Annotated in this window: 17 protein-coding genes; 1 reads left to right on the top strand and 16 read right to left on the bottom strand. The window is 40.6% G+C overall.

Annotation, left to right across the window (positions count from 1 at the left end):
* Positions 1 to 2: 2 nt before the first annotated feature.
* The 15 genes from E7303_RS13690 to E7303_RS13760 all read right to left on the bottom strand — a co-directional run bounded on the left by E7303_RS13690 (position 3) and on the right by E7303_RS13760 (position 19,272).
* Entirely contained in the window at positions 3 to 641 is a 639-nt protein-coding gene (locus tag E7303_RS13690; protein ID WP_292145936.1) for a hypothetical protein, read from the bottom strand.
* Between the two features lie 117 nt (positions 642 to 758).
* The gene (gene ilvN, locus E7303_RS13695) at positions 759 to 1,241 is read right to left on the bottom strand and encodes an acetolactate synthase small subunit (protein WP_022776201.1); all 483 of its coding nucleotides are present in this window, start codon (positions 1,239 to 1,241) and stop codon (positions 759 to 761) included.
* 23 nt (positions 1,242 to 1,264) lie between these two features.
* Complete coding sequence (gene ilvB / locus E7303_RS13700; protein ID WP_292145938.1) at positions 1,265 to 2,890, bottom strand: biosynthetic-type acetolactate synthase large subunit; 1,626 nt, start codon at positions 2,888 to 2,890, stop codon at positions 1,265 to 1,267.
* Positions 2,891 to 2,914: 24 nt separating this feature from the next.
* Complete coding sequence (locus E7303_RS13705; protein WP_292145939.1) at positions 2,915 to 5,383, bottom strand: homocysteine S-methyltransferase family protein; 2,469 nt, start codon at positions 5,381 to 5,383, stop codon at positions 2,915 to 2,917.
* A gap of 6 nt (positions 5,384 to 5,389) precedes the next feature.
* Positions 5,390 to 6,457 carry an acyltransferase family protein gene (locus E7303_RS13710; protein ID WP_292145940.1) on the bottom strand — a complete coding sequence of 356 codons (1,068 nt, stop codon included), beginning with the start codon at positions 6,455 to 6,457 and terminating at the stop codon, positions 5,390 to 5,392.
* Positions 6,457 to 6,972 (bottom strand): hypothetical protein, encoded by a 516-nt coding sequence (locus E7303_RS13715; RefSeq protein ID WP_292145941.1) that lies wholly within the window; start codon positions 6,970 to 6,972, stop codon positions 6,457 to 6,459. The genes E7303_RS13710 and E7303_RS13715 overlap by 1 nt, the downstream gene beginning before the upstream one ends.
* Positions 6,973 to 6,993: 21 nt before the next feature.
* Positions 6,994 to 7,419 carry an ATP synthase F1 subunit epsilon gene (atpC, locus tag E7303_RS13720; protein WP_292145942.1) on the bottom strand — a complete coding sequence of 142 codons (426 nt, stop codon included), beginning with the start codon at positions 7,417 to 7,419 and terminating at the stop codon, positions 6,994 to 6,996.
* A 2-nt stretch (positions 7,420 to 7,421) separates the two neighbouring features.
* Positions 7,422 to 8,813 (bottom strand): F0F1 ATP synthase subunit beta, encoded by a 1,392-nt coding sequence (atpD, locus tag E7303_RS13725; RefSeq protein ID WP_292145943.1) that lies wholly within the window; start codon positions 8,811 to 8,813, stop codon positions 7,422 to 7,424.
* Positions 8,810 to 9,733: an ATP synthase F1 subunit gamma gene (atpG, locus tag E7303_RS13730; RefSeq protein ID WP_292145944.1), complete on the bottom strand. Its 924-nt coding sequence runs from the start codon at positions 9,731 to 9,733 to the stop codon at positions 8,810 to 8,812. The genes atpD and atpG overlap by 4 nt, the downstream gene beginning before the upstream one ends.
* Positions 9,720 to 11,513, bottom strand: coding sequence for a F0F1 ATP synthase subunit alpha (gene atpA / locus E7303_RS13735; protein WP_292145945.1), 1,794 nt, complete (start codon positions 11,511 to 11,513; stop codon positions 9,720 to 9,722). The genes atpG and atpA overlap by 14 nt, the downstream gene beginning before the upstream one ends.
* Positions 11,506 to 11,997: an ATP synthase F0 subunit B gene (locus tag E7303_RS13740; RefSeq protein ID WP_292145946.1), complete on the bottom strand. Its 492-nt coding sequence runs from the start codon at positions 11,995 to 11,997 to the stop codon at positions 11,506 to 11,508. The genes atpA and E7303_RS13740 overlap by 8 nt, the downstream gene beginning before the upstream one ends.
* A gap of 36 nt (positions 11,998 to 12,033) precedes the next feature.
* On the bottom strand, positions 12,034 to 12,252 hold the full coding sequence (atpE, locus tag E7303_RS13745) for an ATP synthase F0 subunit C (protein WP_330601686.1): 219 nt from the start codon (positions 12,250 to 12,252) through the stop codon (positions 12,034 to 12,036).
* A 26-nt stretch (positions 12,253 to 12,278) separates the two neighbouring features.
* On the bottom strand, positions 12,279 to 12,962 hold the full coding sequence (locus E7303_RS13750; RefSeq protein WP_292145947.1) for a F0F1 ATP synthase subunit A: 684 nt from the start codon (positions 12,960 to 12,962) through the stop codon (positions 12,279 to 12,281).
* 129 nt (positions 12,963 to 13,091) lie between these two features.
* A complete protein-coding gene (locus E7303_RS13755) occupies positions 13,092 to 16,778 on the bottom strand; it encodes a hypothetical protein (RefSeq protein ID WP_292145948.1) in 3,687 nt (1,228 codons plus the stop codon).
* 1 nt (position 16,779) lies between these two features.
* Positions 16,780 to 19,272 carry an efflux RND transporter permease subunit gene (locus E7303_RS13760; RefSeq protein ID WP_292145949.1) on the bottom strand — a complete coding sequence of 831 codons (2,493 nt, stop codon included), beginning with the start codon at positions 19,270 to 19,272 and terminating at the stop codon, positions 16,780 to 16,782.
* A gap of 227 nt (positions 19,273 to 19,499) precedes the next feature.
* Here E7303_RS13760 and E7303_RS13765 point away from each other — a divergent pair, with 227 nt between their 5' ends.
* Complete coding sequence (locus E7303_RS13765; RefSeq protein WP_292145950.1) at positions 19,500 to 20,867, top strand: cellulose binding domain-containing protein; 1,368 nt, start codon at positions 19,500 to 19,502, stop codon at positions 20,865 to 20,867.
* Positions 20,868 to 21,047: 180 nt separating this feature from the next.
* Here E7303_RS13765 and E7303_RS13770 read toward each other — a convergent pair whose 3' ends face one another.
* Positions 21,048 to 21,296, bottom strand: coding sequence for a hypothetical protein (locus tag E7303_RS13770; protein ID WP_103869616.1), 249 nt, complete (start codon positions 21,294 to 21,296; stop codon positions 21,048 to 21,050).
* Positions 21,297 to 21,301 lie beyond the last annotated feature (5 nt).

Below are 21,301 nucleotides of genomic sequence, written 5' to 3' on the forward strand. Positions count from 1 at the left end.
TATTACTTCATACCTGCAACATAATATTCAAATGAATCATACGCCTGTTTTGTATAGAATTTGGCAGTCATTGTTTCGCCGGGCTTAAGGGCGCCTCCTGTGTTATAGAGACCAGATTCTCCGAAATCAACTATCTGTCCCTTATAATAGTAAACAACTACAGCCTCACCAGATACTGCTTCGCTGCTGGTATTTGTAACATATATTTCTACATTTCCATTTCCTGCATCATAGCCTTTGGTATCAAGATCATTACCTGCAGCTTTTACTCCATATGCTCCTAATTTAGAATTAACAAAAAGATCATAGTCATAATTTGTTGCTGAAGCTGAATTTGGGAATACTCCTACAAGCATATATATATCGCCCGGAGCCAGTATAAATACATCATCCTCAGCATTTGTCTCCATTACATTGCCGCTTGCATCAATAGAAATAGCATCCATTGAAACTGCTGTATCTACGCTATTTGTATTTGTAACTTCAACCAGAAGATACATATATCCGTCATCAAAAGTTGCAGAATACTCTTTGCCGACAACAATACCACCAACAGAGCCTGAGGCAAAAGCTGTGGTATAAACTCCGATAAGCATGGTAGCAACAAGCATAATAGCCAAACTTACTCTTATTCTCTTCATAACGATTCTCCTTTTATCATAGGGGTTAGCGTGTATACAAAGTATACATTATCGGTTTGTCGTTTTGAATTAAACACTAGTTAAATCATTATAAAAAAACAGTAAAGCCCTAAAGCTTTACTGTTCCTTGCATTTCGTAAGAGCAACTGTCCCTGTTCGTGCTATTTCAACTATGCTCACACTCTTAAGCATCTCTATGAATAACTCGATTCTCTCTGATGTATCACATATCTGTATTACCATCATATTTTTTGACATATCAACGATAGAAGCACCCATGATCTGGCAGTTCTCCATGATATCTCTTCTGTTATCCCTGTTGTACTTAACCTTGATAAGCATAAGCTCTCTGTTGATACTCATGCTCTCCTTGAAAGTCTTTACCTTGATAACATCAATCTTTTTATTGAGCTGTTTCTCAATCTGTTCGATAGTACGTTCATCTCCTGTAGACACAATAGTCATGCAGGAAACGCTTCTATCAGCAGTTTCACCAACAACCAGCGAATCAATATTGAAATTTCTTCTTGAGAAAAGACCTGCCACTTTAGAAAGCACACCTGCCCTGTTTTCTACAAGAACTGAATATATTCTCTTCATGTTATGCTACCTTTCCCCATCCCTTATCTGGTAAGTGCCATAGGATCAACAATTACTTCCATAAGACCGGACTCATCATTCTTCAAAAACTCTTTCAGGTTCGCATCAATGTCACTTTTTCCGTCAACCTTCACATATTTCATTCCATAGGCACCTGCAATAAGTGACAGATCCGGATCACCGGAAAGCTCTACCATTGAATAGTGGTCATCATAAGTAAAATGCTGATGTTCTCTTACCATACCAAGATATCCGTTTTTCATAACGATTATCTTAACAGGAATATTGTACTGGCGCATTGTAGCAAGTTCCATCATGGACATCTGGAACGCTCCGTCACCAATAACAGCTAAAACCTGCTTTTTAGAATCAGCAAGCTTGGCTCCCATGGCCGCAGGAATTGAATATCCCATAGTTCCCATACCACCTGAGGTCAAAAATCTGCCCTCACGTACCTTGAAATATGAACAGGACCACATCTGATTCTGGCCTACATCTGCTACATAAACACAGTCTCTGCTGACCTCTTCAGAAAGCTTATTTATAAAGATTTCTGGATCAACAAAGCCTTCACCTGCAGGTTTTCTATCTATATGCATATCCTCTTTATACTTTTTGAGGAGACTAACCCACTCATCATGGTCATCTGCATGATCATCCTGCTCAAGGAAATCTGCAAAAATATGCTTTATATCACCAACAAGAGGGATTGTCGGTCCAACGTTTTTGCCTATTTCAGCAGGGTCAACATCTATATGAACCATAACCTTATTTTCAGTAATAAGATCAGGCCTGTTTACTGCACGGTCCGCAACTCTTGCTCCAACCATCAAAAGAAGATCCGACTCATTCATGGCTCTATTAGCATAAGGGGCCCCGTTATTTCCGACCATTCCAAAATAAAGAGGATGCTCTGTCGGCATAACTCCAATACCCATCATGGTAGATACAACCGGAACATTATTATGTTCAGCAAACTTAACGATCTCGCTGGTAGCTCCACTTAAATGAACACCGCCACCGACGCAGATGATAGGTTTCTTTGCCTTCTCAACCTCTTTTATGACTTTTCTGATCTGAACAATATTTCCCTTTACAGTTGGCTTATATGAGCGCATGGAGATTGTTTCAGGATAAGAAAACTTTCCTGAAAACTCAGCAGTCTGAACATCAAAAGGAATATCAATAAGTACAGGTCCTCTTCTTCCGCTGTTTGCAATATAGAAGGCTTCCTTGAATATCCTCGGGATATCATTTACATCCCTTACAAGATAGCTGTACTTAACAAAAGATTCCACCGCGCCTGTGATATCTGCTTCCTGGAAAACATCGCTTCCTATCATATCGCTGTTTACCTGCCCGGTAATAGCAACAAGCGGGATAGAGTCAGCATAAGCTGTAGCGATACCTGTAATAAGGTTTGTGGCGCCGGGGCCTGAAGTTACGGCACACACTCCGACTTTGCCGCTTATTCGCGCATAACCACTTGCACAGTGAGCAGCATTCTGCTCTGTTCTTATCAAAACTCTCTTTATATCAGTCTTTAGCATTTCATTCCAAAAGGGGTCAATTGCAACTCCTGAATAACCAAAGATGACTTCTGTTTTTTCCTGTAACAGGCATTTAACTATTGCTTCAGCTCCAATCATACAACGCTCCTCAAATACTTTTTATCACTGATTGTCTTCGATATTAAGAATCTGTTTAACCACTCTGACAGCATCGGCTGCATCGGATGAATAGCCATCCGCTCCTATCTCCTGGGCATAGTCCTCTGTCACCACTGCTCCACCGATAATTATCTTAGAATCAAGTCCCTCTTCATGGGCCAGATCTACCACATTTTTCATTTCTTTCATTGTGGTAGTCATAAGTGCAGAAAGAGCTATAATGCTGGCATCATTTTCCCTGGCTGCCTTCACTATTGTCTCCTTTGGTACATCTTTTCCAAGGTCAATAACATTAAAACCATAGTTCTTGAGCATCAGTGCCACAAGATTTTTTCCGATATCATGGATGTCGCCATGAACAGTTGCTATAACAACTGAAGGGAGCTTTTTCCCTGTGGCTTCATCGCCTTTTAAAAGCGGCTCTAATACTCCTATTGAAAGTTTCATAGCCTCAGCCCCTGATATAAGCTGCGGAAGGAAGAACTTTCCCTTATCAAAAAGATCTCCCACTTCGTTTATGGCCGGCATCAAAACCTCATCAAGGATAACCCTTGGCTCTATTCCTCTATCAAGCGCTATCTGCGTATCTTTTACGATAGTTCTCTTCGATCCTTTTAAGACATCTGCCTTTATTATAGCAAGAATATCATCATTATTTGTAGACGCTGATTTATCCATTTTTGCAGCGCCCGTTTCTGTAGCGTTTTTATCCTCTTTTGCTTCTGCTATGCGCTGCATTCTCTCAATATATCTGATGTCAGCACCTTCTTTATTGCGTAAAAGATCTGATGCAAAAGCTGCATTTACAAGCATTTCCTGAGACGGATTGGCAATGGCCATAGTAAGTCCACGAGAGATCGCCATCGTCAAAAAGGCTGTATTTACATTCATTCTCTCAGGAAGTCCAAAAGAAATATTGGAGAGTCCGCAAACTGTGGCATATCCGTTCTCATGACAAAAGCTTATGGTATCCAAAGTCTTTATGGCAGCTTCCCTGTCAGCACCAACAGTTGCCACTAGTCCGTCAACCACGATATCTTCAAGATCCATTCCCATATCGTAAGCCATTTTGGACAGTTCTTTTATATTTCCTATCTTTTCCTCAGTTGTCTTTGGAAGTCCTTCCGGACTAAGCGGTAAAAGAATAAACATAGCGCCATACTTCTTGGCAAGCGGCAGGAACTGTTCGGCTTTGCCTTTTTCCAAAGAGATGGAGTTCATAAGGGCTCTTCCTGGGTAAATCCTAAGGGCTGCCTCCATAACTTCGGCACTGCTTGTATCTATGCAAAGGGGAAGATCAGTTTGAGACATAACCTCCTCAAGTACATCAAGCATCATCTCTTTTTCATCAATTCCGCTCATGCCCACATTGATATCAAGGATTGATGCACCTTCCTGCTCCTGACTTCGTGCAAACTCAGAAACCATGGAAAGGTCCCCTTCACGAAGAAGTGCCTGAAGTTTCTTTTTACCTGTGGGATTAATTCTTTCTCCCACTATCATAAAGCTTTCATCAAGTCCAAAGGACAGGCTCTGTCTTTCTGATGAAAGATACCTTCTTCCAACCATTTTTCTTGGTGTATCATTTTCCGGTATATAGTCTGAATAGTTTTCTTTTAAAGCCTTTATAAAAGCAGGAGTTGTACCGCAGCATCCTCCGATAACGCTGGCGCCCGCATCAAGAAGTCTTTTCATCTCCTTTACAAAAGTTGACTCATCCATGTCATACTCAGTATTTCCATTTTCATCAACAGAAGGGAGCCCCGCGTTGGGCTTTGCAATTATAGGAATACTGGTAACAGAGGCCATATTCCTTATAAGTTCTTCCATCTTGTCAGGTCCTGTAGAGCAGTTTGCACCAATAGCACATGCTCCAAGTGCCTCTAAAGTAATGGCACTTGCAGAAGCATCTGACCCGTAAAGAGTCCTCCCGTCAGCCTCAAAGGTAAGAGTTACCATTACAGCAATATCAGAAATTTCCTTGGCGGCAATAAGAGCTGCTCTGCATTCCTGAAGACTCATCATGGTCTCGACAATGATCAGGTCGCACCCTGCTTTTTCAAGGATACTGATCTGTTCCTTATATGTATCTACAAGCTCTTCAAAGCTTAAATCTCCGATAGGCTTTAGCTGTCTTCCGGTCATGGTGATATCACCTGCCACCAGTGCTCTGCCATCTGCAGCCTTTTTGGCAAGTTCTACAAGCTCTGTATTTATCTCTTTTATGCTGTCCTCAAGGCCATAGTCAGAGAGCTTTATCCTGTTGCCTGTAAAAGTAGGGGCATAGATTATATCCGCCCCCGCATCAACATAGCTTCTCTGAAGCTGTAACATCACATCTTTATGCTCAAGGATCCACTTCTCCGGGCACACTCCGGCAGGCATTCCTGCCTTCATCAGGTTTGTACCCGTTGCCCCGTCCAAAAAAACTACTTTTCCCTTAAACTTTTCTAAAAACTCTTCTCTTTTCATACCGCTCTACCTTTTATATCTTGTCTTTTTGCAGCTGTATTTTTTGATAGTTCTTGGTATAAACCATATAAACAAAAGGCACAGAGCCATTATCACAAAAGGCTTTGCTCCCATGGAAATATCCGGTAACACTCCATAATAAGAAAGCTGATCCACAAGACAGATCACTAAAACATGATAAAAATAAATATTAGAAGATCCTTCTTTTCCTATCTTCCAAAGGTACTTGCCACCGCCAATGCCTGTCTCTGATAAAAAGAGGATTCCCAGCACCATTAAAAGCGCTCCGAAAGGACATTCTTTTTTTCCAAGAAGAAGGAACTCTGCGCTGGAGATCACCATTCCTGCAATTATACCTATAAATCCCGGAATTATCCACTTTTTGCTGCGGATCCTATACTCATCCTCAGAAAGGTCTTCTTTCAATTTGCCAATGTAATCCGAAAACCAGATTCCTATAAGAACAAAAGGCATTCCTTCAAAGAGCCAGTTTCTGAGCACATACCAGGTAGTTATGCTGATGTCAAAAGGTCTTATAGGATAAAAAGTCTGAAGCAGTTCTCCAAAATAAAGTCCTGCCAAAAGGATCACCACAAGAAATTTGTACCATTTTCTAAGGACAGGCGCAAATATGTAAATGAGCCCGAACACATAAAAAAGGGCAAACAAATACCACAGATGGTCAAATGTATAAGATCCGTCATAAATGAATTTTCCGGAATTAAATAAAAAGAACCATCTGGCTTCAGAAAGATTGAACTTGGAAGTAAACCACTCTCCAAAACCAATACCATTTTTTAAATGAAATAAAAGTGAATAGACCAGATAGATTAGATAGACTACCCCCGTGGTCTTTAAGAGCTTTCTAATAGCCTTGCCAACTCTTTTTCTGATATCTTCTGTATTTCTCATACTATAGGGTATGAGAAATCTTCCTGATATAGCAAAAAAGAAAGGGCATATATATCTGCTGATAGCGTCCCAAACAAAACCAAAAGTCCCCGGAAATCTGGTGTGACCTATGATCACTCCCATTGATGCGATAAATTTTACTAAATATATAAATGTATTCATTATTCTTCTGTGCTCGTTCCTATCGTAGAGAATTGTATAGAATCCTGTGTCGTTACTGTAACGCCCTCTCCCGTTGGAACTTCGCCATGAAGAACCTGTAACATAACCAGTACTCTGCTATTAGCTCTTTGGTAATACTGACCAGCAAGTGACTCGCTGTCACCATCGAACTCATTATCATAGGCCTCATGATAAAACTGATTGGCCATTTCCATGTAGTCAGCAGCTTCAACTGCAATATCTGATATTCCTGAAAACTCCTCAGGAATCGTAAGCTCTGACATTTTCTTATACTCTTCATTCATCTCATCCAAATATCCTAAAAGCTGTGATACAGCCTCATCAGAATTAGGATCGATGCCATTGATTGATTCATCAAAATAAGAAAGCTTATTATAAAAAGAGTCCATGCTCTCCTTATAGCTTTCAAGTTCGTCATTTGTTTCCTTCTGACACCCGGTTAAAACCATACCTAAAACCAGGGCACTCAAAAGGAGTGTCCTTACTTTTTTCACACTTCCTACTCCCCATTTAATTTAATCTTTGTACTTTGAAACAGCTGACAATCTTGTAAGAGCTCTTGCAAGTCCTGCCTGAGACTTCTTAAATTCCTTGATCGACTGTTTCTGCAGCAGGTGCTCCTTAGCATATTCGTAAGCTTCCTGCGCTCTTCTCTTATCAATATCCTCAGGTCTTTCAACAGTATTTACAATGACAATACATCTGTTATTGGCAACCTGAACAGAACCAAGGCTTACTACTCCAACGATCCATTCGCCACCCGGCTTTTTTATCTTGATTATACCGTCAGAAAGAGCAAGAATCATCTCCTCGTGGCCTGCTAAAACTGCAAGCTCCCCATCATCACAAGGAAGAATGATCTCTTCTGCCTTATCATCATAAAATATTCCGTTTACGGAAATGACCTGAAGGCCAAAGGTAGCTACCCTTTCCTCACTCATACTTACGCCTCGATCTGTTTTGCTTTTTCAACAACTTCATCAATAGAGCCAACATTAAAGAATGCTGCTTCCGGATACTTATCCATATCGCCTTCTATAATTGCTCTGAATCCCTTTATTGTCTCTGCCAAAGGCACAAACTTCCCCTTTAATCCTGTAAACTGCTCTGCCACATGGAATGGCTGTGAAAGGAATCTTTGGATCTTACGTGCTCTGTAAACAGTAACCTTATCCTCATCACTAAGCTCTTCCATTCCGAGGATAGCGATAATATCCTGAAGTTCTTTGTACTTCTGAAGTATTTCCTGTACCCTTAAAGCTGTCTCGTAATGCTCTTTTCCAACAATATCCTCTTCAAGGATACGACTTGAAGATTCAAGAGGATCAACAGCCGGATAGATACCCTGTTCAACGATCTTACGAGAAAGAACTGTTGTGGCATCCAAATGTGCGAATGTTGTTGCAGGTGCCGGGTCTGTAAGGTCATCTGCAGGAACATATACAGCCTGAACAGATGTAACAGAACCAAATCTTGTTGATGTGATCCTCTCCTGAAGAGAACCCAGATCAGTAGCAAGAGTTGGCTGATAACCTACGGCAGAAGGCATTCTTCCAAGTAGTGAAGAAACCTCAGATCCCGCCTGAACAAATCTAAAAATATTATCAATGAATAAAAGCACGTCCTGATGACCTACATCTCTGAAATACTCAGCCATTGTAAGTCCTGTCTCAGCAACTCTCATACGAGCTCCCGGCGGCTCATTCATCTGTCCAAACACAAGGGCAGTCTTTTCAATAACGCCAGACTCACTCATTTCTGACCAAAGATCATTACCCTCTCTTGAACGCTCTCCAACACCGGTAAAGATAGAATATCCACCGTGCTCTGTAGCGATATTCTGGATAAGCTCCTGAATAAGAACGGTCTTTCCTACACCGGCTCCACCAAACAGACCTATCTTTCCGCCCTTGGCATATGGCGCAAGAAGATCAATAACCTTTATTCCAGTCTCAAGGATCTCTACTACAGGACTCTGATCAACAAGCTTTGGTGGTTCTCTGTGAATCTGCCATTTTTCAGGAGTTTCAAGTTCACCCTTGTGATCTATGGTCTCTCCAAGGACATTGAAAAGTCGTCCAAGTACTTTTTCTCCAACAGGAACACTTATAGGGCCGCCTGTACAATATACAGGCATATCCTTACACAGTCCCTCACTTGGAGAAAGCATGATACAGCGGACTGTATCATCTCCTATATGCTGTGAAACCTCCATGACACGTTTTTTGTCTTCTACATAAACCTCGAGAGCATCACTGATATATGGAAGATCACTGTCTTCAAATTTTACATCCACTACAGGTCCCATGACCTGCAAAATCTTACCGTTTTTCAAGATTTGCTCCTTTTTTTCTTTGCTTCTTTGCTCCGTTTAAGAGCCTTTGCTCCACTGACAACCTCTGTTATCTCCTGAGTTATCAGTGCCTGCCTTTGTCTGTTATAGGTGCGTTTGAGATTACTTATCATCTTTTCAGCATTTTTATTAGCTGAATCCATAGCCATCATTCTGGCGCTTTGAACCGAACAAAAGGCTTCAACAAGCGCTCCATATATGAATCCTGTAATGTAATTTGGAACAATATTGTCCAAGATCGCCGACGGACTCGGATCCATTAAGAATTCTTCCCGCATAACTCCGGGTGGAAGCGGCTGTTTTCTGATATCCGTGATGATATCAAGAGGAAGCAGTTTTTCAAACCTGGTCTCACATACATTGCCATGAACGGTAGTGTAGACCACATAGATCTCATCAAGCTTTCTCTCATAATAGTAATCAAGGATCTCAGCTGCAATTTTCCTGGCTCTGTGAAGAGTGGGATTCTGGGAAGTGAACATAAAGGATTCCTCTATATTCATATTCTTGGATGCAAAATGGAATCTTCCAACTTCACCAATAACAAAGAGCTTCCATTTGTCACCGTCTGACAGAATATGCTCTTCGGCAAGCTTCAGAACATTGTGGTTATAGGCACCGGCAAGGCCCTTATCATCTGTAAAAATGATATATCCCCTTCTTCTGTCTTTCTCAGGGATATCCTGCCAGTTTTCCAGAAAGATATTTTCAACTCCATCCGGGAGATGTCTTACTACTCTGGAAATCATTGCCCTCGTAGCAAAGAAGAATGGCTCGGTATCTTCAAGCATCTTTTTTGCTTTTCGAAGCTTGGTCGACGAGATCAGGTACATAGCATTTGTAATTTTTCGGGTATCATTTACCGAATCAATTCGGTCCCTTATTTCTTTAATTGTTGCCATGAGCTATCTCTATTTCTTCCTTAAGCTGTTTGTTTTCAACATCATTAAACGCATCAACACTATCAAGAATTCTCTTTTTAAGCTGGTCAGAAAGTTCTCCGCTCTTTTCAAGTTCTTCGCAGATCTCCCCCTGCTCAGTATTGAAATAGTTAAGAAGTTTTTCTTTATAATCCCTTACCTGTTTAACGGGAACAAAATCCAGTCTTCCGGCATTAGCTGCTACAAGGATGATAACCTGCTCATGCATCTTAAGAGGATGCTCTAGAGGCTGTTTTAAGAGTTCCATAAGAACGCTTCCATGACGCAGCTGATTCTTGGTAGTTTCATCAAGGTCTGAGCTGAACTGTGTGAACACAGCCATTTCTCTATACTGTGCAAGGTCAACTCTTATACTTCCGGCAGATTTTTTCATTGCCTTAGTCTGAGCAGCACTACCTACACGGGAAACGGAAAGTCCTACATTTACAGCAGGTCTCATACCTTCAAAGAAAAGATCACTTTCAAGGAATATCTGTCCATCAGTAATTGAGATGACATTGGTAGGAATATAGGCAGATACGTCGCCTCCAAGTGTCTCAATGATTGGAAGTGCTGTAATTGAACCACCTCCAAGTTCTGATGAAAGCTTACATGATCTCTCCAAAAGTCTTGAATGTAGATAGAATACATCTCCTGGATAAGCTTCTCTTCCCGGTGATCTCTCAAGAAGAAGAGAAAGCGCTCTGTATGCTACTGCATGCTTGGAAAGATCATCATATACGATCAGTACATCTTTTCCATCATGTAAAAAGAACTCTGCCATAGCCGTTCCTGAATAAGGAGCGATATACTGAAGTGGCGCCATGTCAGAAGCTGTTGAGCTGACTACTATTGTATAGTCCATTGCCCCTGTCTTTTTAAGGGTCTGAACGATCTTGGCAACAGTAGATGCCTTCTGACCTATAGCCACGTATATACAAATTACATTTTTGCCCTTCTGGTTTATGATCGCATCAAGAGCTATAGAAGTTTTACCGGTCTGTCTATCGCCGATTATAAGCTCTCTCTGTCCTCTTCCAATTGGGAACATGGTATCTATAGACAAAATACCTGTCTCCATAGGCTCATTTACTGACTGTCTCTCAATAATACCAGGTGCAGGCTGCTCTACAGGTCTGTACTCAGTTTCTTTTATTTCACCAAGTCCATCAACAGGTGATCCAAGCGCATCAACAACTCTTCCAACAAAAGCCTCACCAACAGGTATTCCGGCTTCCTTGTAAGTTCTGACAGCTCTTGTACCCTGTCTTATTCCTGTGTCATTACCAAAGAGGATACAACCGATATGGTCACTTCTGATATCCTGTGCCATTCCTCTTGTACCATCTTCAAATTCGATGATCTCGCCATAAAATGCATGCTCAATACCATCTACATTGGCGATGCCATCACCAACCCAGGTAACTGTTCCTACTTCCCTGTCCTCAACCTGAAGCTTAAAGTCCACGACCTTATTTCCAAGCATGGAAATGATCCTGCCTGTATCGTGTTCTTCAGCTTTCTTGCTAAGGTTATTAAGTTCTGCGCGGAGCTGCTTTGCTCTGCCGGCATCAGACCAGTCATATTCAAAGTTCTTGCAGGATACAACGAAGCCTCCTCCTATAGAAGAATCCTCTATTGTCTCGACTTCAATAACTGCGTCATTGAACTTTTTTTCAAGAATTTTCTTGATCTTTTCAATCTGCTCTGAACTTGGAGGAGTACTTGCATAGCGCAGTTTTGCTTTTAAAGTTTCACTCATTATTTGCTCCAGCTTCACTTATAAATTTCTCATACAGTTCCATATCATCTTCTTTGCTGTGTTTTGTCGCAGCAATTTTAGAAGCGGCATCCACAACCATGTCAGTGAGCTGTGCTGCATAAGCTTCTTTTGCACGCTCATTTTCAATTTCTGCGTTGTGTCTCGCTTCAACTATGATCTGCTCACCCTTTTTCTTGGCTTCATTTATAATCTTCTCATACTCGTCATAGCCCTGCTTCTTGATGTCAGCAAGAATCTGCTCCTTCTCTTCATCAGCCATCTCGATTTTCTTTTCATACTCTCTCTTGGTGGCGATAGCAGACTTTGTGGCTTCATCGGCTGCTTTGGTGGCAGTATCCACTTCTTCTCTTCTCTGCATCAGAACCTTGTCCACTCTCCCAAAAAGAAATTTCCTGAACAAGAAATACAGAATGAGAAGATTAAATATAGTACATGCTATGTTTACAATACTGGTTGTTAACACTTTGTATCCCCTTTACAAGTCTAGAATTATCTTCTCTTATGAGAAAAGAATGATCATGATAGCTACTACGAAACCATAAATAGCTGTTGCCTCTGCAAGAGCGCAACCAAGAAGCAAAAGTTTCATGATCTTGCCATCTACTTCAGGCTGACGGGCAACGGCATCCGTTGCCTTTGATGTAGCAAGGCCGATACCAAGACCTGCTCCAATTCCTGTAAATGCGGCAATGCCTGCTCCAATCGCTGTTAAACTCATTATAATTCCTCCTTTTTGTGTAAATGTTATTCCACTGCTTCTTTAATGTAGAGTGATGTCAAAAATGCAAAAACATAAGCCTGTATACATCCATCAAATATATCGAAATACAAGCTAAGTAGTGCCGGGAATATAACCGGTACTACGAACTTGATAAGTTCCATGATTACTGTAGCGCCTAAGATGTTACCGAAAAGTCGCATGCACAGTGAAAGCGGCCTGATAATAAGCTCTAAGACATTCATCGGTGTTATTACCGCCATAGGCTCCGCAAATCCCTTAAGCCACTTCTTAGGGCCTTTCTTGCGAAGACCTGCTGCCTCTACGAGTACAATACTCATAACCGACAAAGCTATCGTCACTGTAAGATCCATAGTCGGAGGAGTGAGCCCCAAAAGTCCGACCATATTGGAGCATGCAATAAAGATAAGCACTGTCGCAATATAATCTACGTACCTCTCTCCTTCTTCGCCAAGCATTCCCTTAACTGCACCTCTTATCCAGAGAACAAAGGCCTCAACTGCCGCCTGCCTCTTGGAAATATTATGCACTTTCAGATTGCTTGTCATGATCAGAATAAAAATAAAGACAAAACCTATAATCACCCACGAAAGGACAACAGATTTATATATATCAAAAAATCCATTGCCAAAAGGGAAGTGAATTAAAGTTTTGTCTTCCATAAGGATTTCATTAAGTAATTCCTTCATAATTTTATACCCCAATAATTCTTTTTTAGTTAGCCCCGCTTAATCCTCCATAGCAGCAAACCCCCAAGCTATCTATAATTATAGAAACTGCTTGGGGATTGTGCAACCCTTTTATTGATTGTTTATATTCTAATCATTTTTGTTTATTTTTTCGTCTTCTTTATTAATTTTTTCATTGCTGTCATCATAGAATATCTGTTCTTTATTTTCTATTTTCTGAGAAATCTTGACTCCGATCTTATTAAGTATTCCCGGAAGCTTTCCGCCATGTCTTACTACAAATACTATTATCAGCACAATTATCAGGAGTATTCCAACTAAGATCCCGACAATTCCAAGTACAACCAGATATACCGTTTTTTCGGCGCCATTGAACTTTATATCAAGGGTAATACTATTGCCTTCTATCTCGTAGATATTGTAATTGCCCAGTTTTCCCTTTTTCTCAAGAAGCGTCTCCTCCTCACCCTTAACCAGATATACATCATAATCTTTAAAGCTCTTTGCAAGATCTATCAGAGGTTTGATCCTTACATTATGGATATTTGCCCCATCATCAGGAATCTCAACAGTAATAGTCTCATACTTTACCAGATCTTTTATATTGGCAACCTTTTCAAAATTGCTATCATCGTAGTACAAGGTGTGAGTTACAGTCAGCGTATCATTTTCTTTGAATTGTCCATCCACTAAAACTTCTGCCTGATAAAAACCGTCTTCATCACCTGATGTATCCTCAGAGATCGTTGTCCTGTACTTCACATAAGAAGCAGTAACAATTTCATCAGTTTTTATGGCATCTATGCCTTCCTGATCCCAGGAAACATAATAGCCTTCTTTTGGCTCTATCTCAGGATAATCATCAAGGCTCATGTTCTCACCAAAGCGCTTGCTGACTTTTTTCACCAGCTTTTTTCCACCATCTATATCTTCATCCTCAAGGATAAAAGAAATAGTAAGGTTCTTAAAATCGTATGGAAGATCAGCCGCATTATAGCTAACAGGTTCCGCCTTTAGCGACTGGCTTGTTCTGTCTATTCCAGCGAGGTCATCACTGATAAAGGTATTGTCTCTCACAACCCCATCGTCGCTTACGTGACCGGAAACCGCACCATAAAAGCTCTCAGCATCCTCTATTTTTACCAAAGAGAGACACTCACTTATATTCTGGCCATCACCTGTTATTCCGCCAACGTAGGACTCTCCTGAAAGGATGCCCAAAGAATTTGAATTAACCACGTAGGACAAAGATCTGCCGCATGCTCCGCCTATATACTGGCCCGAATTGGACTTTAGATTTCCAAGATTAGTACATTTAAGGACTGTCCCCATCTCCTGAAGTCCGCAGATTCCACCAACATAGTTCTTTTCACCTGTCACATCGCTGTAGTTTTTGTTATTCCTCAGAACACACTTTGTCAGATATGAACTGTTAAGTTTAGAATCTTTGATACCTGTAGCATCGCTTTCTTTGTCGAAGTCGTATTCAATCGCCATAGTTCCGGCAATACCTGCAGTATCGATATCACCTTCTACAAAACCGTAATTTATACACCAGTCTATGGTTGCATCAGTACACTTCTCAGCCTCTTCAAAAGAAACGTCTTCATAATTAGCTGTATAGTCAGCCTCCAGCACGCCATCAACTGCGTCGGAGAACAAGAGCATTATAGTATTGAACTGATCGTTCATTTCCTGAAGATCATCTACTATAACTCCTGTAGCATTATTCATCTCAGAATTTAGAAGACCGAAATTATCATTCATCCCCTGCATATTGTCAACAAAGGATGTTGTTCGTGCTCTGTATTCACTGCTGAACTGAGGAAGAGCTATACTATCCCTTCCGGCTATATTACTTATTATAGCCTTAGTATCAGAACCAGCCTCCTTTAGATGGTCTGTAGCTTTTTCAAAAGAATTCACGGCCTTAACCGCATCTTCTCTTGTGGCATCAGTCATCTTTGAAGTTGCATCAGCTGCTATGCCAGCAACCGTTGCACTGGAGGTAGTAAGATCTTCGATATAGGCGTCTTCTCCTTTTTCTCCTGATACAGGGCTCTGATAGTTTCTCCTCGCATAACTGTCTGCCTCCCCTGCAGCATCTTCCATAGCAGACTGGTTGAGAGCCTGATCCGCTTCATACCTTGGATCTGCACTATCGCTCACCGGGAATAATGCGCCATCTGTACTGTGCTTCCATGTACCGTCCCTCACATCTTTTTCAAGCTCCGTACCATCACTTGAAACATATACAAGGTCCTTAGTTTCTTCTGCACTTCTTCTGTGAGCTTTTACATATTCATTGTATTCTTCATAGTACTTCGATTCATACAGCGATTCATATTGACTTGAAAGGCCCTCGAGCACATCCAAAGAATTGTTATACTGCTCTTTTTGGGTATCATCCATGTATTTTTCAAGATCAAGGTCTTTTACCGTATCCTTAAGGCTCCCTGCAGAACTGTGAAGATCTTCTGCTGCATAGGTTGCCTGATCAAGCGCGCCGTCTTTCTTGGAGGATTCATCAAGAACATAATCAACTCTTGAAAAAGCTTCAGTAGCTGCTCCTGACACGCCATTTGCAAAGTCGATGGTTCCCTGGGCAATATACTTTACGTCTTTTATCGCTCCATCTGTGAACTGCTGAATCGCGGATAATCTGCTTGATATAGTATTGGACTGATTCCTGGTATCATTCAAAGTCACAGTGACTATATCATGAAGCTTTCCTATAGCTTCGGAAAGCTGATATGCAATATCAGAGCTCAGATCAACAGTGACATAGGGCTCTGCCTGGCCGACAATTCCTCCAACATCCTTTCTTCCGAGGATGTCGCCATTATTGGTGCAGTAATACAAATACCCTGACTGTCTTCCTGCAATTCCACCTATGTTATAGCCCACATGCTCATATCCCACGTCACCTATATTGATGCTTCTGCCAATTATACCTATGGAAAGACCTGCAATTCCTCCGATATCAGATGCAGTAACATCTGCGTTGGCATCCTCCGTAGTACTGTTCAGATTCTTTACAAGTGATATCACTTTATTGAGAGTACTCATTGAGTCTATTGTTATCTGAGTATCTTCATTGGTTGTATTTACCAGTGCCTCATTGGTACAGCCATAGATATTACCCATGTTCTCACCGGCAATACCTCCCACATAATGGACTCCATGAATAAAGCCCTTTGAAGTGCATCCTTTGATATCTCCTGACAGCTGGTTGATTCCAGCTATTGCACCTATATAGTCATTGGCCGTGATCACGCCCTCAAAGTCGCAATTTTGGATAAGACCACTGTTATCTGATACAATACCTCCAATTATGATATTTTCACCGCTTGGCAATATCGAAGCTTTGACCTTAAGATCTCTTATGCTTCCGGTCTTTTGAAGGGTTACAAATAGTCCCACATGTGAAATGTCTTTTCCAATCGTAAAATCACTTATGGTATGGCCATTTCCAACAAATTCTCCGGCAAAAGTCGGAACACCTTCAAAGTTCGTTCCAAGAAGCGAAATATCTGCATTTAAGGTAACTCTTTTGTTTACAGACCAGGTATCAAGCTTACAGTTTTCTGAAAACTGCAGGAAATCTTCGACAGAATTTATCGTTATCTCTTCTATTTCCTCTGGTATTTCAGCCTCTATATCTTCCTTAATGTCCTCATCTACGTCTACTTCGTTTTCAATAGCTCTTTCCTGAGTTCCGGTCTTTATAACCTCACCTTCTGTTGCAAGTACTGAAAGTGGCATTGCAAAAGCTATAGTTATTCCAAGAAGGAGCGCACATAATCTCTTTTTCATATTAGTTTTCCTCCCCTTCTGAATAGTAGAAATCACTTTCCTTGGCGCTTGTATCATATGGCTCTTCGTCCATCATGGTCACATCCCCGTTTTCTATAAAGGCACTTACATTGCCCTTAACAACTGCGTGGATGACACCTGTGATATTACCGTCTATATGGCCTCTTATTGCACCATCAATTCGCATAGTTCCTGATCTTTGTTTGGTGGAAAGAGGCACATTCATAACAAAGGCTGTAAGCTCAATTACCTTATCTCCCACAAGAAGTATCTGCGGAAGCACAAACATTGTTATAAGAATGGAAATAATTGTTCCACGTCCAAGGCACTTACCAATTCCATAGATTGCGCAGTCTGATGTCATCTTACCAATAAGTGTTCCTGCAACAGCAAGCATGGTGCCTGATGTAATGATCGTAGGGAATGACAGGTTCATTGTATCGATGATGGCATCTCTTTTACCCATAGTCTGTCTGAGTTCTGTGTATCTGCCCGCGATAACGATCGCGTAGTCAATGTTGGCACCCATCTGGATAGAGCTAACGATCAGGTATCCAAGGAAGAACAAATTATCATGCTCTATGGCAGGTACCGAGAAGTTGATCCAGATACAGCCCTGAATAACAGCAATAAGTAGCACAGGCATACCTGCTGATTTGAAGGTAAAAAGAAGTACCACCAAAACCGCAAGGATCGATATAACGCTGGTAACCATGTTGTCTCTTGAAAAGCACTTTTTCAGGTCATACTGGCTGACAGACTCACCGACAACATAGATTTTGTCCGCATCATAATACTTTTCAGCGTAGGTATGCATTTTTTCAAGGAAAGCAAAGGTCTCATCAGACTCCTGAGGAAGGTTTAAATAAACAAGAATTCTTGAGTAGTCTTCTCCCTGAAGCTGCTTTTTGGCAAACTCCATCATTCTGTTGGCATTTTCAAGTTTGTCCATGAGTTCATCACTTAAGGTCACATAGCCTTCTTCTACTTCCCTGTAAACAAACATGAACATGTCAATAAGGGGCACCTTGTAATTGGCAAGACCATTGACAACCTTGGCGTAGTCTTCATCATTAACGGCATAGGCTGTATATATGAGCTCTGCTATCTCATAATCGATATTTAAAAGCTCTGAAAACTGCCTTGGTGTAAGCTTTTCAGTAAGCGTATATCCATTTAATGCCTCAGTATTGGCAAGACCTGTTATAGATGAAACATTCTCATCAGCCAAAAGATCTTCGATAAGCTGCTTTTCTGTATCATAATCTCCTGACGGGAATACCAGAGCCACCATATTATCAGACCTGAAGTTATCATCCTGCATGTTCTGAGCAGCCTGAACTTCGTTGATTAGTGGCGGTGTGATCTTGGAATAGCCATATACGTAAGGTGTTCCTGAAGAGATTCTGCTTGCGATAATGATCACAACTACAAAGGCAGGTGCTATCACGTACCTTGTGGCATAGGCAAACTTACCGACAAATGGAATCTGTGGAATGAAATTCTTGTGTTTGGTCTTTTCCATAAGCCCCGAAAATACCATGATTATTCCAGGCATAAGAAGGAATACTGACAAAAGACTTAAGATAATAGCCTTAATAAGAACGATACCCATATCTCTTCCTATTCCAAACTGCATGAACAGCATGGCAATAAGACCGCCAATCGTAGTAAGTGAACTTCCGGATATCTCGGGAATTGACTTGGAAAGAGCGATGATACATGCTTCTCTAGGAGGAAGCTCCGCATGTTCCTCCTTATATCTGTTAAGGAAAATAACGGCATAGTCTACAGACAAAGCCAGCTGCAGAACTATAGTCACAGAATTCGACACAAAAGAAATTGTCCCAAGAAGGAAGTTTGTTCCCATCTGCACTAAAGCAGCACTTCCAAAGGTAAGAAGCAGTATCGGAACCTCCGCATATGCCTGAGATGTCAAAAGCAAAACACCAACTACAACAAATACAACGATCACCGAGATTACATTCATCTCTTTTGCAATAAGCTCAGACTGAGTATCTCCAAGAGTAGTTGACAGATAGTAATCATATTTATCAAAGTAATTTTTTACATCAGCAAGAAGTTCAAGACATTTGTCGTCTTTTTCATCATAATCAAAGGTTATATTAAAAAGAGCTGATCCATTATTATAGTGTTTGTCAGTATCATCAAGCTCTGCTGAAAATATTCCCTCCATGTCCTCAAGGTCTTTTTGGATCATAAGTGCCTGATCATAAGAAACATTGGCAACCATGACTTTAGTCGAGCCATATGTGGTAAACTGCTCTGCCATCAGATCAAGTCCAAGTCTTGTTTCCGATGTTCCGGGCAGATATTCTGACAGCTGGTTTTCTACACCAACCCACCCTCTTGATACAACTGCGAAAATACACAGAATCGCATAAATAAGAAAGAAAAGATTGCGCTTATCAACTATGAAAGCACAGATTTTGAGCATAAAATTATTACTGGTTTTCTCCCCACTATTCTCCATTTTATCCCCCTGAAAAAATATATATGAATAAAGAATTCACATATTAGATGTTTAAAATAAGCCCATAATATTGAACGCATCTACGCTATATATTGTACACCTTATTTATTTCATTAACAATTTTCTGGTTGTTTTTGCATATAAAAGCATCATATCTGAATTGATATGCTTAGGCGAATTTTCATAGAATTAGTGTTATAAAAATATAATATTTTGGGGGTATTTCAATGAAAAAAAGTTTTGTAACAAGAATTCTTGCCTATTCTATGGCAGGCTTCTTAAGTGTGGCATCATCTGTAAGCGCTGCATCTTTCATTTCTTATGCAGAAGAAGATACAGAAGTTGTTACCAAATCTTTCACCTTAACAGATCTTGTATGTAACACAACCTTAACATCGCAGGCAGCCAGTCTTGGAAGTTCAAGCAACGTTTCTTTTGACATCCAAAGTGATGAAGTGACATATGTCACTGATCTTGCTCCTGTTTTTCCAGGATACCATCTTGAAAGGGCAGACTACAAAAAGGGTTACTCAAACTATACAGGCATCGATTACTTTTTCTTAAAACCTTATACAGTCAAAGCAACAGGAGAAACTGCTTATTCTGTTTATATTCACTACACAGGTTCCGCAGGCACATCCAATCTTTCAACAAGTGCTGCTCACACAAATGGAACTCATCTCTTCTGTCATTACGCCCTTAATAACTACAAGGTAAGCTATCTTGCAGACGACGATGTCACAAATGTTCCTGTTGATGAGAACGTTTATACAATAGAAAACAGTTCCAGCATCACTGTCTCATCAGAGATTCCTGAAAAAGAAGGCTATAACTTTGATGGCTGGGTTTTGGAAGGAACAGAAAACATATATCAGCCCGGTGATACTATTTCTCTTTCAGACCTCTCAGGCGAAGAAGTAAACTTCCTGGCAAGCTTTTCTGAGATTGAAATTCCTAAGGCAAACATTGAAGTAAGTTCTGAGGTTGTAACAAGCTGGAATGATCAGGTTCAGCTAAACGTAACAGTTACAAACCTCTCTGATGTAACTGCAAAGAATTGGAAAATAGCTTTTGATCTTGACGGAAATATCGATCAGATCTGGAACGCAGAAGTTGTTTCTTCTGAAAATGGCAGTTACGTGATTTCTCATCCATCATGGAAAACTGATCTTGCTGCAGGCGAGAGCTACACCTTTGGACTTATTGCAACAAAGAATTCAGAAGAAGACCTTTCTATAAATGAATCAACACTTGTATCAAAAGAAGAATCTGTTGACCTTGAAAACGTCAACGTATCTTTATCCAAACAGGCATGGAACTATGGCTACAACGGAGAAATAAAGATTGAAAACAACTCTGATTCATCACTTGATGGATGGACACTGGAATTTGACTTTGCGGATGAAATTACAAACATCTGGAATGCAAATATAGAAAGCCACGAAGATAACCACTATGTTATCGAAAACGCCGGTCACAACGGAAGCATTGCTCCCTCATCAAGCGTTTCCTTTGGATTTTCTGCTACTCCTGCAGATGGTGCTGAATTCTCAGAAGCAGATCTTGAAAATGTATCTGTAACTGTGATCAGATAAATATATAATTTCTTTAACTAAAGAATAACAACCTTTTAGAAGACAGAGGGACGGTTCTTTTGACTTATTGCTTACAATAAGTCAAAAGAACCGTCCCTCTGTCTTCCCATAAGTGATTGAGCGTATCACTATCTATGGCAGCCTCTATATTTTTATTTCTTATAAGAGAGAGCAATGATATTAAGACACATCCTGCACTGCTTCAGGGAGCTGGGCAAGAAGTGAATTGATTGGAATTGGTCTGTAATCAATCCCTAATACTTCCATGGTATTTTCATCTATAAACATATCGTATGTCATCCACTCTGTTGCAAATGTAACTTCATATAAGCCAGTCTGATATGTTACGTATACATTTAACATATCACCTTCTGATATACCTATCTCTCTGGCTGCTGCACAGACAGCCATTTTTCTTTTTTCAGACATAATAG

Origin of the sequence: Butyrivibrio sp. (assembly GCF_015056685.1) — a bacterium.
Classification (GTDB): Bacteria; Bacillota; Clostridia; order Lachnospirales; family Lachnospiraceae; genus Butyrivibrio.